The sequence below is a fragment of the Pseudomonas ulcerans genome (assembly GCF_036324125.1).
GTDB classification, from domain to species: domain Bacteria; phylum Pseudomonadota; class Gammaproteobacteria; order Pseudomonadales; family Pseudomonadaceae; genus Aquipseudomonas; species Aquipseudomonas ulcerans.
On record NZ_JAZDQN010000016.1, the window covers coordinates 55017 to 67464 of the forward strand.

Sequence of the window (12448 nt, forward strand, 5' to 3'; positions counted from 1 at the left end):
CAGGCCTCTCAGTGCGCCGCAACGACCTTGCCGCGACATTCGCCGAAGCCGATGCTGGCCACGCCGTCACGCTTGGCGCGGGCGCGCAGGATGATTTCGTCGCCGTCTTCGAGGAACTTGCGCACCTCGCCCGACGCCAGTTCCACCGGGTGCTTGCCGCCCTCGGTGATCTCCAGCAGGCTGCCGAACTGACCCGGCTCGGCACCGGACAGGGTGCCGGAACCGAACAGGTCGCCCGGCTGCAGCTGGCAACCATTGACGCTGTGGTGCGCGACCATCTGCGCCACGGTCCAGTACATGCTCAGGGTGTTGCTCAGGGTCAGGCGATGGGCCGGCAGCTCCTGCTCGCGCATGCGCTCGGTAAGCAGCAGCACTTCCAGCTCGATATCGAAGGCACCGCCAGCCTGGTCGCGGGTGTCCAGCAGGTAGGACAGCGGCTGCGGATCACCGTTCGGACGGGCGGGCTGGGCGCAGCGGAACGGTGCCAGGGCCTCGGCGGTGACCACCCAGGGCGAAACCGTGGAGATGAAACTCTTCGACAGGAACGGGCCCAGCGGCTGGTATTCCCAGGACTGGATGTCCCGCGCCGACCAGTCGTTCAGCAGGCAGAAGCCGGCGATATGCTCGGCGGCGTCGCCCACCGGGATCGGCTGGCCCAGTTCGTTGCCCTGGCCGATCCAGATCCCCAGTTCCAGCTCATAGTCCAGGCGTGCGCAGGGACCGAAGCTCGGCTCGGTCTGCCCGGCCGGCAGGGTCTGGCCCTTGGGCCGGCGCACCTCGGTACCGGACGCACGGATGGTCGAGGCACGGCCGTGGTAGCCGATCGGCACATGCTTGTAGTTGGGCAGCAGCGGGTTGTCCGGGCGGAACAGCTTGCCGACGTTCTTCGCGTGCTCGATGCCGACGTAGAAGTCGGTGTAGTCGCCGATCCGGGCCGGCAGGTGCAGTTCGCAGGCGTCGGCCGGATACAGGGCGGCCTGCAGCGCGGCCTGGTGCTCGCTGCCGTCGCCGAGCAGCGCCAGCAGACGCTCGCGCAGGGCCACGCGCGGACCGCGCCCCAGGGCGAAGAAGGCGTTCAGCGCACCGCCACGGGTGGCTTCGACAGCGGCCCGGGCTTCACCTTCGAACAGGCCGGCGGCCAATACCGCCTCCAGATCGAGGATGGCATCGCCGATGGCCACGCCGCAGCGGCGTTCGCCACCGGCGCGGCTGAAGATCCCCAGCGGCAGGTTCTGCAGCGGGAAGTCGCTATGCCCGTTGGCGGTTTCCACCCAACTGCGGGCAATGGCGGTCTGGTTCATGCTTGTCTCCAGTTCGGATTGAAGGTGCTCGGCAGCGTGGCCCAGCAACTATCGTAGTCGTTCTGCAATTGCGGGCAGTCCAGGGCATGGCGACTCGGACGCAGCACCTGGCTGGTCTCGAACATGAAGGCCATGGTGTTATCGATCTTGTTCGGCGCAAGGTCCACTGCGATGGCCTTGGCGCAGGTCTCGGCGTCCGGACCGTGGGCGCTCATGCAGCCGTGCAGCGAGGCGCCGCCGGGCAGGAAGCCTTCGGCCTTGGCGTCGTACTCGCCCTTGATCAGGCCCATGAACTCGTTCATCAGGTTGCGGTGGAACCATGGTGGACGGAAGGTCTTCTCGGCCACCATCCAGCGCGGCGGGAAGATCACGAAGTCGATGTTGGCCATACCCGGCACGCTGGTGGGCGAGGTCAGCACGGTGAAGATCGACGGGTCGGGATGGTCGTAGCTGACCGTGCCGATGGTGTTGAAACGGCGCAGGTCGTACTTGTACGGCACGTTGTTGCCGTGCCAGGCGACCACGTCCAGTGGCGAGTGTTGCAGTTCGCAGCCCCACAGTTCGCCACAGAATTTCTGCACCAGGCGCACCGGCCCTTGCTGCTCTTCGTAGTGCGCCACCGGGGCGAGGAAGTCGCGCGGGTTGGCCAGGCCGTTGCTGCCGATCGGGCCCAGGTCCGGGATGCGCAGTGGCGCGCCATGGTTCTCGGCGACATAGCCGCGGGCCTCGCCGTCCGGCAGTTCGACGCGGAACTTCATGCCGCGAGGGATCACCGCGATTTCCAGCGGCTCGACTTCCAGCACGCCCAGCTCGGTGGCCAGGCGCAGGCGGCCCGATTGCGGCACCAGCAGCAGCTCGCCGTCGGCGTTGAAGAACACCCGCTCCATGGAACGGTTGGCGCAGTAGCAATGGATGCTGATGCCCGCCGGTTTTTCCCCTGCCGAGTTGGCCGCCATGGTCACCCAGCCATCGATGAAGTCGGTGGGTTCCGCCGGCATCTCCAGCGGGCTCCAGCGCAGGCGGTTGGGCGTCACCTCACCCAGCCCGCCGCCGGCCAGCTGACGCTCCAGGCGCACGAACGCCGGGTGCAGCGCCGACGGGCGGATGCGGTACAGCCAGGTCCGGCGCTGCTCGCTGCGGCTCATGGTGAACGCCGTGCCCGAGAGCAGTTCGGCATAGAGCCCGTAGGGGGCTTTCTGCGGGGAGTTCTGGCCGACCGGCAGGGCGCCGGGCAGTGCCTCGCTGGCGAATTCGTTGCCGAAGCCGCTCTGGTAGGCGAGGGCGGAAGGGTAATCGGAGTTCATCGAGCCTCCTGGCCGACAGGCCGGTTATTGTTATTCGTAATTAGATTACGCATAACGTAATTTGATCACCGCAGGGCGTCAAGCTATAAAGACGCCCTCCCCCCGCTCCGCACAGTGAAACCGACCATGAGCAAAGCCACGCCCCCCGCCGACAACGGCAAACAGAAGGTCCGCTCGGCGGAGGTCGGCACCGATATCCTCAAGGCCCTGGCACAGCTGTCACCGGCCACCTCGCTGTCGCGCCTTGCCGAGCACGTGGAGATGCCGGCGAGCAAGGTGCACCGCTACCTGCAGGCGTTGATCGCCAGCGGCTTCGCCGAACAGGACCCGGCCACCAACCACTACGGCCTGGGCCGCGAGGCGCTGCGGGTGGGCCTGGCGGCCCTGGGCGGGATGGATGTGCTGAAGGTCGCGGCGGTGCCGCTCTCGGAATTGCGCGACCAGCTCAACGAAAGCTGCTTCATCGCGGTCTGGGGCAACCAGGGCGCCACCGTGGTGAATATCGAGCCGGCGGTGCGCGCGGTGACGGTGGTCACCCAGATCGGCTCGGTGCTGCCGCTGCTCAGTTCGTCCACCGGCCTGGTGTTCGGCGCCTACCTGCCGGAACGGGAAACCGTCGAGCTGCGCGACCAGGAACTGGCGCACTCGGGGCACGACGCCCAGCACTACGCCAACCTGTTCGCCAGCATTCGCGAACGTGGCCTGCACCATGTGCATGGCTTGCTGATGCCGGGGGTCGATGCCCTGTCGGCGCCGGTGTTCAATGCCATGGGCCAGATCGTCGCGGTGATCACCGTTGTCGGCCCGACCTCGATCTTCCACGCCGACGAAGAAGGCCCGGCGGCGCGCCAACTGCTCGCGGCGACCAAAGCCATCAGCTGGCGCATGGGCTATGAAGGGACGCAGTGACCTGATTTGGTGCACTGTTGCCGTCGATGCAACAGTGAATGTCAGAAAGCGCTATTTTTCCGCGGGTTACGCCTGACTATCCTTCTCCTGCCTTGACGACCCGGTGTTCGCCAAGGCGCGAAGTTGACACTTCGCACCCCTTAACGAACGGTTAATGCTCTCCCCCTAGAGTGCTCCACGTTCGTTGTTGTGAAGTGTCACCCTTCAGCATCACCGACGTTGATTTTGAAGCTCCTTGATCTGCGTCTTGTTTGGCCGCTGCCTTTGCAGCGGCCTTTTTTATTTGTGCCTCAATCGCAGTGAAAGCGATGCAGCAGGCGGTGCGCCACCGGCGCCAGGAGCAAGCCGATACTGGCGACGAACACCAGCCCCACATACAGCCCGTACACGGCAAAGAACAGCTTGCCGCCCGGGGTTTCCGGCAGATCCACTGGCCCCATGCCCCCCAGCAGCAGGGTGGCGTTGAAAGCCGCGTCATACCATTTCACGTTTTCTTCGAAATACAGATGCCCGGTTACCCCGATCAGGATCGAGCCCAGCAGCAGCAATGCCGCCCCCAAGGCGTGAAGCATGAGCCGGCTGCGGAATTGTTCGGTGGAAATGACGTCTTCGTTCTTCGATTCGTACACGGGTGCACTCCTTGTCGCGATCACGGCTTGGCAGCTTAGGAAAGATCTGCGGATCGCGACAGGAAATGCCCTCAATCAACGAAGGGCGAATCGTTGCAAATTGCTCATCATCTGCTGCAAGGCTTCCAGGCTGTCCTTGGGGTGCACGGCGTTCTCGAAGTCGCCGATGCGCCCCCAATTGGCCACGACATCCTCGACGCTGAAGCCCTCCCGAGGATCGAACCCGGCCCCCAGGCTGCGTTCCCAGCGCACCTGGCCGATCCAGCCACCGCCAACCTCGTAGAGGTTGCCGCTGTCCTGGCACCGGTCGCTGCCCAGGTACACCACCAGCGGGCTGATCAGTTCGGGCTTGAGCTGCTCGAAGACCTGCGGCGGAATCAGTCCTTCGGTCATCCGCGTACCGCCGGTCGGGGCGATGGCGTTGACCAGCACGCCGCTCTTGCGCCCTTCCAGGGCCAGGGTGCGGGTCAGGCCGTAGAGGCCGAGCTTGGCCATGCCGTAGTTGGCCTGGCCGAAGTTGCCGTAGATGCCCGAGGTCGACGAGGTGAAGATCACCCGCCCCCAATTCTGCTCGCGCAGGTGCGGCCAGGCGGCGCGGGTCACCTTGTAGGCGCCCTCGACGTGGACCTTGTAGACCAGGTCCCAGTCCGGGTCGTCCATCTTGTGGAAGGTCTTGTCGCGCAGGATGCCGGCGTTGTTCACCACCACGTCGACCCGGCCGAAGCTGTCCAGGGCCTGCTCGACGATGCGCTGGCCGTCGGTGACCGAGTCATGGTTGGCCACCGCCTGGCCGCCGGCCTCGCGGATTTCCGCGACCACGCGATCGGCCGCCGAGGCGTTGGCGCCTTCGCCGTGGGTCGAGCCGCCCAGGTCGTTGACCACCACCTTCGCCCCATGACGGGCGAACAACAGGGCATGGGCCCGGCCGAGGCCGCCGCCGGCCCCCGTGACGATCACCACTCTATCTTCCAGGCGCACCGAATCGGTCATGGCTCAACTCCAACTGAACAGGGAACGGAAGGGCCAGTGTCGACCAGTGCCCTGCCCCGGACAACGAACCGGGGGGGCGCTGAATGGCGGGTGATAAGTGACGCTTGGGTCAGGACCAGGCGACCTTCTGCGGGCTCCAGGCCAGTGGCTGGTGGCGAAAGTCCAGGTAGTGGCTGAGCACCTGGCACGGCGACTCGGTATGGGGGTAGTGACCGATGCCGTGCAGCAGCACGGTATCGGGCTCCGGCACCAGCTCCTCATAGCGCTCGACCATGTGCGCGCCGGACAGCGGATCCGCCGCACCATTGATGAAGCGCAGGGGCAAGCGCGCTGCCTGGAGGGCGCCAACCCAACGCTGGCGGTGCGCCTGGCGCTCGGTGAGGTACGCCGACAGGCGGTGCAGGATGCGGTTGCCGCGGTTCGACACGATCAGGCTCCAGCAATCGTCCAGCGCGCTTTCGCTGGGCTGGGTGCCGGGACCGTAGATCTGCCCGACGTTGCGCACCAGGTCGTCGCGGTCGAAGGTGCGCGCCACCAGCCAGCCGAGGCGGCTGAGCAGCAGGCGCTGGAGCAGCAGCGGACGGTGGCATTCCGGAAACAGGCCGGCATTGAGAAAGACGCAACTGGCGATGTCGATGCGGCCTTCGTTGTGTCGCGCCAGCAGTTCCTGGGCGACGCTGCCGCCGTAGTCGTGGGCGAGAATATGCAGCGGCTCCTGGATATGCAGGTGCGCCAGCAGGGCCTGTTGCAGGTCGGCCTGCTCCAGCAGGCTGTAACGGTGCCCCGGTGGCTTGGCGGAATCGCCGAAGCCGAGCATGTCGCAGGCGATCACGCGAAAGCGCTGGGCCAGCGGCTGCCAGAGGTAATGCCAGTCCCAGCTGGCGGTTGGAAATCCGTGAATAAGTAGCAGTGGCTCTCCCTGCCCTGCCGTCCAGTAGCGAATGCTCTGGCCGCGGAACGTGAATCCCAGGCTCCGTGTCCGCCAGACGCACAGAGGAATCTCTGCCAGTGGCATTGCGGCTTTCTCGGCTGGTGATTGTGGTGAGTGTCGGGGTGGCGGCACATTTTCTGTGCTCTGCCGGAGAGCATAGACAGCCACTGGCGAAGCGGAAGTTTCCTTGGCAGCCAGCTTGATGACCTTGCAGGACAGGCGCCGAATGGTTCGGCGCCCGAGAGGGAGGAATCAGCCCCGCAGCTTGGCGGCAAACTCGGCCAGCCAGGGTTCGGCATCGACTTCGGGGGTGACGGTTTCGCTGGCATCGAGACGCAGCATCGGCTGGACTTCCTCGATGCCCAGCTCGGCGAACAGCTCGCGCAGTTGCTCGCCACCGCCGCAGAAGGTGTCGCCGTAGCTGGAATCACCCAGTCCCAGCACCGCACCCGGCAGGCCGCGCCAGGCGGCGGGCAGGCTGTCGCGGATCTCGCTGAACAGCGGCACCAGGCTATCCGGCAGCTCGCCCATGCCGGTGGTGGAGGTCACGGCGAGAAACGCCTCGGGGGCGAAGGCCTGGACATCGGCGAGGGTGGCGCGGGCAGCGTGCCAGGCATCGAAACCGGCGGCCTTGAGCAGGGACTGGGCGTGACGGGCGACTTCTTCGGCGGTGCCGTAGACCGAACCGGACAGGATGACCACTTTCATGACGGATTCCGTATCTGAGCAAAAGCGTAGGATACTAGCACCGATGGCTGGCAAAAGGCCTTATCCCTTGGGCCTACATGCACTAGAATCGCCCATCCTCCTCGCCCTAGCGCCGGATCCGCCGATGATCAACGCCACACTGCTGCAACGCATGATCGATGCCTCCAACGACGGCATCGTGGTCGCCGAACAGGAAGGCGACGAAGACACCATCCTGATCTACGTGAACCCGGCGTTCGAGCGCCTGAGCGGCTACGAGGCCAACGACATCCTCTACCGCGACTGCCGCTTCCTCCAGGGCGAGGACCGCGACCAGCCGGCCCGCGCACTGATCCGCCAGGCCCTGGACAGCCGCCAGCCCTGCCGCGAGATCCTGCGCAACTACCGCAAGGACGGCAGTGCATTCTGGAACGAGCTGTCGATCACCCCGGTGTTCAACGAGGCCGACCAGCTCACCTATTTCATCGGCATCCAGAAGGATGTCACCCGCCAGGTCGAGGCCGAGCAGCGGGTGATCGAACTGGAACGGCAACTGGCCGAGGCACGGGCGCATATCCAGCGCCTGGAAAACGACCAACGGTCGTAACAAAGGCACCGTTTCGCGGTCCATCGATCACCCGGAAAATCGCAGCAGTCATTCCCATGCAAGCCGATGCCCTTCTGACCCAGGACGAGCTGGATTTCATCCAGAGCGTGCACCGCTCGCCCCAGCTCAACCGCGTGGACCCCAACGCCACGCTGCGCCTCAATGGCCGCCGCGACGTGCAACAGTTGCTCACTCGCCTGGTGGCCAACGAGCAGGTCACGGTGCATGCGCGGCTGGACAACCAGCAGATGAGTTTCCCGCTGCAACTGGTGGAGGACGAATTCCATGCCCTGCACCTGCAACTGGGCGCGCCGAGCATCTATGAGGAAGGCGAAGTGGTCCGGCCCTGGCGCATGGCCCTGGAGCAGCCGGTCATGCTGGAAGATCGACTGGGCCTGAGCAGCGGACTGAAGGTCCGGGAGATTTCCTTCAAGGGCGTGCTGCTGGAACTGCCGGAAGGCCGCAAGGCGCCGAAGACCTTCAGCCTCTGGTTCGCCCCCGACGGCATCGCCCCCATCGCCCTGCGTGGCACCCTGCAACGGCTTACCGTCGAAGGCCTGGCCGCCTACAAGCTGAGCCAGCGCCAGCCGGAAGAGATCGAGCGGTTACGCCAGTACATGCTGCAACAGCACCGCCGCGCCCATCCGGAAGTGCATTTCACCTAACTGTCCAGGTGGCCGTCCAGGCACTGCTGCAACCGCCGCCGCATCAACCGCCCTTCCCCGCCAAGACAGGTGATCTGCGACCCGACCAGGCTGTCCTGGGCCATCTCCGACGCCTCGCCGGCGAACAGCAGCGGGCAGTCCAGTGCCAGCGCCAGGCGCGCCAGGCGCTTGGGCAGGTCGCCAGCCGGCGCGTGATTGGAGAACAGCACCAGCGCATCCGGCGCCCTGCGCTCGCAGACCAGGGTCAGCTCCTCCAGCGGCTGCCCGGGGGCAAGCACCGCGACCTCGACATCGCTGCTGCCCAGCAACAGCGCGCACACCAGCAACTCCAGTTCGCGGCATTGCTCCGGCAGCCCCGCCAGCAGCACGCGGCTGGACTGCTCTTCCCGAGCCAGTTGCAGGCGCTGCCAGGCGCGGGAACGCAGGAAGGCATCGAGGAACAGCCATTCGCTGGCGCGGCCGAAACCGTCGTGGGCCATGCGCAGTTCCAGCCACAGCGGCATGAGGATGTCCTGGAACACCACGGCCAGTGGATAACTGGCGAACACCTGGCCGTAGAGCCGCTCCAGGCGCAGGTCGTCGAACATCTGCACGGCCTGGCGCACCTGGTTGCGCCAGTGGTCGTGATCCTTGGAGCCGGATGCACTCGCGGGTTCAGGCGGCAGACTGTCCGGCGCGCGGTCGCGAGCGAGGATCTTGCCGACCTTGCTCACCGCCACGCCGCGCTCGATCCAGCCGAGGATATGGCGGACTTCGTCGATATCGGCGCGGGAGTACAGGCGATGCCCACTTTCGGTGCGCGTCGGCTGGATCAGCCCATAACGGCGCTCCCAGGCACGCAAGGTGACCGGATTGATGCCCGTCAGCCGCGACACCTCACGGATGGGAAACAGTTCCTCATGGTCCAGACCGCGTTCACTGAGTGACGCCGGGGAAAGCTCGATCATCGCCTGACACGCCGCAGATTTGTAGGAAACGGATGACCATTCTAGCCCGGACCCCAGCGGTCGGATCAAACATCGGCGTGAACGCCGTCAAAGCTGACACTGACGGGTCACACTATTTACGGAATAATCCTTGCTTGTTTTCAGACGTCGCCCAGCACCCCGGGCGGCGTTCAAGGTCAGGGCTACCCGCCGCGACCGTTTGCCAGGAGATACACGATGTCTACCCCACCCGTTACCTTGATGGTCGCGCGGCGCGTTGCCGAAGGCCGTTATCAGGACATGATCGCCTGGTTGCACGAAGGCGAGCAGCTCGCCACCGACTTTCCCGGCTACCTCGGCTCCGGGGTGCTCGCCCCGCCGCCCCAGGGCGACGAATTCCAGATCATCTTCCGCTTCGTCGATGAAAAGACCCTGCATGCCTGGGAGTTCTCCGCCTCGCGCAGCGCCTGGCTGGCCCGCGGCAATGGCCTGTTCCAGCAACCCACGGAACGGCGCGTCAGCGGTATCGAGGGTTGGTTCGGCAACGACGCCGCGCAGCGCCCGCCGCGCTGGAAGCAGGCCGTGGCGATCTGGCTGGCGTTCTTCCCGGTGTCGCTGGCGTTCAACCTGCTGTTCGGCCACTGGCTGGCGGAGCTGAGCCTGCTGCCGCGGATCCTGCTCAGCACCCTGGGCCTGACGCCGCTCATGGTGTACTTCTTCATCCCGCTGTCGACCCGCTGCCTGGCCGGCTGGCTGAATGCCCGTCCGCCCGTGCCGAAGCAGCCGACCAACGGCGGCGAATCGCTGGAAGGCCGCTGACCCGCCGGGGGCGGTCATTCCAGGTGAGTTCGGGTATGCTGGCGGCTGACCGCGAACCTGAAAAAGTTGATCGTCCCCGCATATGAACAGCCCAATCCTAGTTACCGGTGGCAGCCAGCGAGTCGGGCTGGCGCTGGCCACGCAACTGGCGCAGGCCGGCCACACGGTGGTCAGCGCCAGCCGTAGCAAAATCACCCACCCGGCGCACCCGAACATCATCCCGTTCCAGGCCGACCTGTGCCGCGCCGACGATCGCGAAGCGCTGATCGACCACCTGCGCGGCTACGACGGCCTGCGGGCGATCATCCACAACGCCTCGCTGTGGCTCGACGACGACCTCGACAACCTCGACACCATGTTCAAGCTGCACGTCGAGGCGCCTTATCACCTCAACCTGGCCCTGGGCGAGCAACTGCTGAAGCTGGACAAGGCGGATATCATCCATATCTGCGACGAAACCTCGTCCCGCGGCAGCAAGAGCCATATCGGCTATGCCGCGACCAAGGCCGCGCTGCAGAACATGGTGCTGTCGTTCGCCGAGAAGTACGCGCCGACGGTGCGCGTGAACGGCGTCCTGCCGGGGCTGCTGATCCTCAAGGAAGGCGGTGACGAGCAGTACCGCCAGCAGACCCTGAAGAAGGCCCTGCTGGAGTTCGAGCCGGGCGCCCAGCCGCTGATCGATGCGGTGTGCTTCCTCCTTGAAAGCCAGTACAGCACCGGCAGCAACGTGGTCATCAACGGTGGCCGCCACCTGAAGAACCGAATCGCCTGATAACGAGAACGCCATGACTCCGCAAGAACAACTCGAACTCGAAGCGGCGGCCTTCCGTCGCCTGGTCGATCACCTGCGCAACCGCACCGACGTGCAGAACATCGACCTGATGAACCTGTCCGGCTTCTGCCGCAACTGCCTGTCCAAGTGGTACAAGGCCGCCGCGGACGAACGCCAGATCGAGGTAAGCCTGGATGACGCCCGCGAGGTGGTCTACGGCATGCCTTACGAGCAGTGGAAAAGCCAATACCAGAAAGAAGCCAGCGCCGAGCAGCAAGCCGCGTTCGCCAAAGGAAAACCGCATGACTGACCTGAACACCCTGCGCCGCAGCCTCGCCAGCGGCGAGCACGCCTTCGCCGATACCCTGGCGTTCGTCGCCGAGCACTACGACTACACCCAGACCGCCTTCGACAACGGCGGCGTGAAAAGCGCCGCCGGGCAGAACGAAGGGTCCTGCAAGACCCTTGGCCTGGCCCTGCTGGAAGGCCTGAGCGACGAGGAAGCCCTGCTGGCCTTCGGCGAGCACTACCGCTCGGTGGTGGCAACGCCGGAAGGCAGCGACCACGGCAATATCCGCGCCCTGATCGCCCATGGCCTGGCCGGGGTGAAGTTCGAAGGCGAGCCGCTCAAGCGCAAGGCTTGAGTCTTGTGATGTAGCGAATGGCCTTATCGCTGGCAAGCCAGCTCCCACAGGGTCTTGTGCCTGTCCTTGAGATTGAAGACAGCCAGGAACCTTGTGGGAGCTGGCTTGCCAGCGATGAGGCCAGAGAAAACACTTTCACGTCTCGATCCGCAACCACTCCCAGCGCTCGCGATAACTCTCGGCCTTGCGCCGGAACATCGCCGGCTGCTCATTCAGCGGATTGCTGCGCAGCACGCCCTGCTGCAGATCCTCCAGCCCCCAGGTGCTGTACAACTCGCCGCTGCGCACATCGAGACCGACGCATGTCGAGCGCACCAGGTAGCGGTCGATACCGTCGGTGACCTTGAGCAGCGGCGCATAGGGCACGCCGAATTTCTCTTCGTACCAGAGATGTACCCGCGCCTGGTTGCGCACCTCGACCTGGTCGGCGAAATCCCCGCAGGCCGCGCGAACCCGCTGGATCACCCGGTCCTCGGCTTCCCAAGAAAGGTCCGGGTCGAAGTAGATGACGTCGTAGTCCTTCACGCCCCAGCCCGGCTCGCGGCCGACCTTCAGGTTCCACAGGGCCTGGAACAGGCAGCCGGCGGTGAGCATGCAATGCGGCAGGTCGAGGCCGACGAGCAGGTCCATCAGCCGCGCATTGACCGGGTTCTTCATGGCCATGGCGACCAATGTCTGTGCCGTCAGCTGGCTCATCAGATCGACTCGTCCCGGGCCGGCGGCGGCAGTTCCCACACCGACGGCGGCATGTCGAACAGCTTGTCCAGGTCGAAACGCAGGTTTTCGTCCCGCAGCCCCAGCACCATCACCAACAGCAGCAACAACGCCAGTCCGCCCTCCGGCACGCCCCAGCGCGGGACCTCGGCGTTGCGCCCGCGGCTGCACCACCAGGCCTGGCCGACGCAGAATGCGCCGATGGCGACGACCCAGAGGTAATAGCCGGGCGCAAAACCGGTGACATCGTGGAAGCTGTAGTTGATGTTGTCCGGCAGACGCTGGATGGCATGACTGACTGCAGCCAGGTACAGCGCCCAGATGCCGAGGAACAGCGACAGCCAGCGCAGCCGCCGACGCAGTAGCAGGGCCATGCCGTACAAGGGATTGGCGAACCAGCCGAACAGTCCGAAGACCACACCCCAGGGTCCCTGGAACAGGGCCTGCAGCGCAGTGACGACGTTGCCGCCGCCGAGATTCACGGCATCCAGGCACAGGGCCAGGAGATAGAAAAGAAGGCTGAGGGTGACGTAGAGACGCGCCATGCGGC

The 12448-nt window shown here is 65.4% G+C and carries 16 protein-coding genes; 7 read left to right on the top strand and 9 right to left on the bottom strand.

Annotated elements, in window-relative coordinates; translation table 11 throughout:
- Positions 1–8: 8 nt before the first annotated feature.
- Together fahA and hmgA are read right to left on the bottom strand one after the other, a co-directional pair.
- Positions 9–1301, bottom strand: coding sequence for a fumarylacetoacetase (gene fahA, locus V0R59_RS16190; RefSeq protein WP_330076155.1), 1293 nt, complete (start codon positions 1299–1301; stop codon positions 9–11).
- On the bottom strand, positions 1298–2605 hold the full coding sequence (hmgA, locus tag V0R59_RS16195) for a homogentisate 1,2-dioxygenase (protein WP_330076154.1): 1308 nt from the start codon (positions 2603–2605) through the stop codon (positions 1298–1300). The genes fahA and hmgA overlap by 4 nt, the downstream gene beginning before the upstream one ends.
- Before the next feature lie 126 nt (positions 2606–2731).
- On the opposite strand from hmgA, the gene V0R59_RS16200 reads away from it, so the two are divergent.
- Positions 2732–3514, top strand: a complete 783-nt coding sequence (locus V0R59_RS16200) for an IclR family transcriptional regulator (RefSeq protein ID WP_330076153.1) — start codon at positions 2732–2734, stop codon at positions 3512–3514.
- Positions 3515–3804: 290 nt separating this feature from the next.
- On the opposite strand, the gene V0R59_RS16205 is transcribed toward V0R59_RS16200, so the two are convergent.
- The 4 genes from V0R59_RS16205 to V0R59_RS16220 all read right to left on the bottom strand — a co-directional run bounded on the left by V0R59_RS16205 (position 3805) and on the right by V0R59_RS16220 (position 6772).
- Positions 3805–4143, bottom strand: coding sequence for a hypothetical protein (locus V0R59_RS16205; protein ID WP_330076152.1), 339 nt, complete (start codon positions 4141–4143; stop codon positions 3805–3807).
- Positions 4144–4218: 75 nt separating this feature from the next.
- Complete coding sequence (locus V0R59_RS16210; protein ID WP_330076151.1) at positions 4219–5133, bottom strand: SDR family oxidoreductase; 915 nt, start codon at positions 5131–5133, stop codon at positions 4219–4221.
- Between the two features lie 109 nt (positions 5134–5242).
- Positions 5243–6148, bottom strand: a complete 906-nt coding sequence (locus V0R59_RS16215) for an alpha/beta fold hydrolase (RefSeq protein ID WP_330076150.1) — start codon at positions 6146–6148, stop codon at positions 5243–5245.
- A 168-nt stretch (positions 6149–6316) separates the two neighbouring features.
- Positions 6317–6772, bottom strand: coding sequence for a flavodoxin (locus tag V0R59_RS16220; RefSeq protein WP_330076149.1), 456 nt, complete (start codon positions 6770–6772; stop codon positions 6317–6319).
- A 124-nt stretch (positions 6773–6896) separates the two neighbouring features.
- Here V0R59_RS16220 and V0R59_RS16225 point away from each other — a divergent pair, with 124 nt between their 5' ends.
- Both V0R59_RS16225 and V0R59_RS16230 read left to right on the top strand, forming a co-directional pair.
- Positions 6897–7358, top strand: coding sequence for a PAS domain S-box protein (locus tag V0R59_RS16225; protein WP_330076148.1), 462 nt, complete (start codon positions 6897–6899; stop codon positions 7356–7358).
- A gap of 56 nt (positions 7359–7414) precedes the next feature.
- Positions 7415–8023: a hypothetical protein gene (locus V0R59_RS16230; protein WP_330076147.1), complete on the top strand. Its 609-nt coding sequence runs from the start codon at positions 7415–7417 to the stop codon at positions 8021–8023.
- Here V0R59_RS16230 and V0R59_RS16235 read toward each other — a convergent pair.
- Positions 8020–8970, bottom strand: a complete 951-nt coding sequence (locus V0R59_RS16235; protein ID WP_330076146.1) for a MerR family transcriptional regulator — start codon at positions 8968–8970, stop codon at positions 8020–8022. The genes V0R59_RS16230 and V0R59_RS16235 overlap by 4 nt on opposite strands.
- A 216-nt stretch (positions 8971–9186) precedes the next feature.
- On the opposite strand from V0R59_RS16235, the gene V0R59_RS16240 reads away from it, so the two are divergent.
- From V0R59_RS16240 to V0R59_RS16255, 4 genes are all read left to right on the top strand, one after another.
- Entirely contained in the window at positions 9187–9768 is a 582-nt protein-coding gene (locus tag V0R59_RS16240) for an antibiotic biosynthesis monooxygenase (RefSeq protein WP_330076145.1), read from the top strand.
- A gap of 82 nt (positions 9769–9850) precedes the next feature.
- Entirely contained in the window at positions 9851–10540 is a 690-nt protein-coding gene (gene folM / locus V0R59_RS16245) for a dihydromonapterin reductase (protein ID WP_330076144.1), read from the top strand.
- A gap of 13 nt (positions 10541–10553) precedes the next feature.
- Entirely contained in the window at positions 10554–10850 is a 297-nt protein-coding gene (locus V0R59_RS16250; protein ID WP_330076143.1) for a DUF1244 domain-containing protein, read from the top strand.
- Positions 10843–11184: a HopJ type III effector protein gene (locus tag V0R59_RS16255; RefSeq protein ID WP_330076142.1), complete on the top strand. Its 342-nt coding sequence runs from the start codon at positions 10843–10845 to the stop codon at positions 11182–11184. The genes V0R59_RS16250 and V0R59_RS16255 overlap by 8 nt, the downstream gene beginning before the upstream one ends.
- Before the next feature lie 135 nt (positions 11185–11319).
- Here V0R59_RS16255 and V0R59_RS16260 read toward each other — a convergent pair whose 3' ends face one another.
- Together V0R59_RS16260 and V0R59_RS16265 are read right to left on the bottom strand one after the other, a co-directional pair.
- A complete protein-coding gene (locus V0R59_RS16260; RefSeq protein ID WP_330076141.1) occupies positions 11320–11880 on the bottom strand; it encodes a nucleotidyltransferase family protein in 561 nt (186 codons plus the stop codon).
- Positions 11880–12443 carry a hypothetical protein gene (locus V0R59_RS16265; RefSeq protein ID WP_330076140.1) on the bottom strand — a complete coding sequence of 188 codons (564 nt, stop codon included), beginning with the start codon at positions 12441–12443 and terminating at the stop codon, positions 11880–11882. The genes V0R59_RS16260 and V0R59_RS16265 overlap by 1 nt, the downstream gene beginning before the upstream one ends.
- Between the last annotated feature and the right edge of the window lie 5 nt (positions 12444–12448).

Excerpts from the sequence above, each read along its gene's own strand:
- fahA (WP_330076155.1), bottom strand. The coding sequence starts at position 1,301 with ATGAACCAGACCGCCATTGCCCGCAGTTGGGTGGAAACCGCCAACGGG.
- hmgA (WP_330076154.1), bottom strand. The coding sequence starts at position 2,605 with ATGAACTCCGATTACCCTTCCGCCCTCGCCTACCAGAGCGGCTTCGGC.
- V0R59_RS16200 (WP_330076153.1), top strand. The coding sequence starts at position 2,732 with ATGAGCAAAGCCACGCCCCCCGCCGACAACGGCAAACAGAAGGTCCGC.
- V0R59_RS16210 (WP_330076151.1), bottom strand. The coding sequence starts at position 5,133 with ATGACCGATTCGGTGCGCCTGGAAGATAGAGTGGTGATCGTCACGGGG.
- V0R59_RS16215 (WP_330076150.1), bottom strand. The coding sequence starts at position 6,148 with ATGCCACTGGCAGAGATTCCTCTGTGCGTCTGGCGGACACGGAGCCTG.
- V0R59_RS16220 (WP_330076149.1), bottom strand. The coding sequence starts at position 6,772 with ATGAAAGTGGTCATCCTGTCCGGTTCGGTCTACGGCACCGCCGAAGAA.
- V0R59_RS16225 (WP_330076148.1), top strand. The coding sequence starts at position 6,897 with ATGATCAACGCCACACTGCTGCAACGCATGATCGATGCCTCCAACGAC.
- V0R59_RS16230 (WP_330076147.1), top strand. The coding sequence starts at position 7,415 with ATGCAAGCCGATGCCCTTCTGACCCAGGACGAGCTGGATTTCATCCAG.
- V0R59_RS16235 (WP_330076146.1), bottom strand. The coding sequence starts at position 8,970 with ATGATCGAGCTTTCCCCGGCGTCACTCAGTGAACGCGGTCTGGACCAT.
- V0R59_RS16240 (WP_330076145.1), top strand. The coding sequence starts at position 9,187 with ATGTCTACCCCACCCGTTACCTTGATGGTCGCGCGGCGCGTTGCCGAA.
- folM (WP_330076144.1), top strand. The coding sequence starts at position 9,851 with ATGAACAGCCCAATCCTAGTTACCGGTGGCAGCCAGCGAGTCGGGCTG.
- V0R59_RS16250 (WP_330076143.1), top strand. The coding sequence starts at position 10,554 with ATGACTCCGCAAGAACAACTCGAACTCGAAGCGGCGGCCTTCCGTCGC.
- V0R59_RS16255 (WP_330076142.1), top strand. The coding sequence starts at position 10,843 with ATGACTGACCTGAACACCCTGCGCCGCAGCCTCGCCAGCGGCGAGCAC.
- V0R59_RS16260 (WP_330076141.1), bottom strand. The coding sequence starts at position 11,880 with ATGAGCCAGCTGACGGCACAGACATTGGTCGCCATGGCCATGAAGAAC.
- V0R59_RS16265 (WP_330076140.1), bottom strand. The coding sequence starts at position 12,443 with ATGGCGCGTCTCTACGTCACCCTCAGCCTTCTTTTCTATCTCCTGGCC.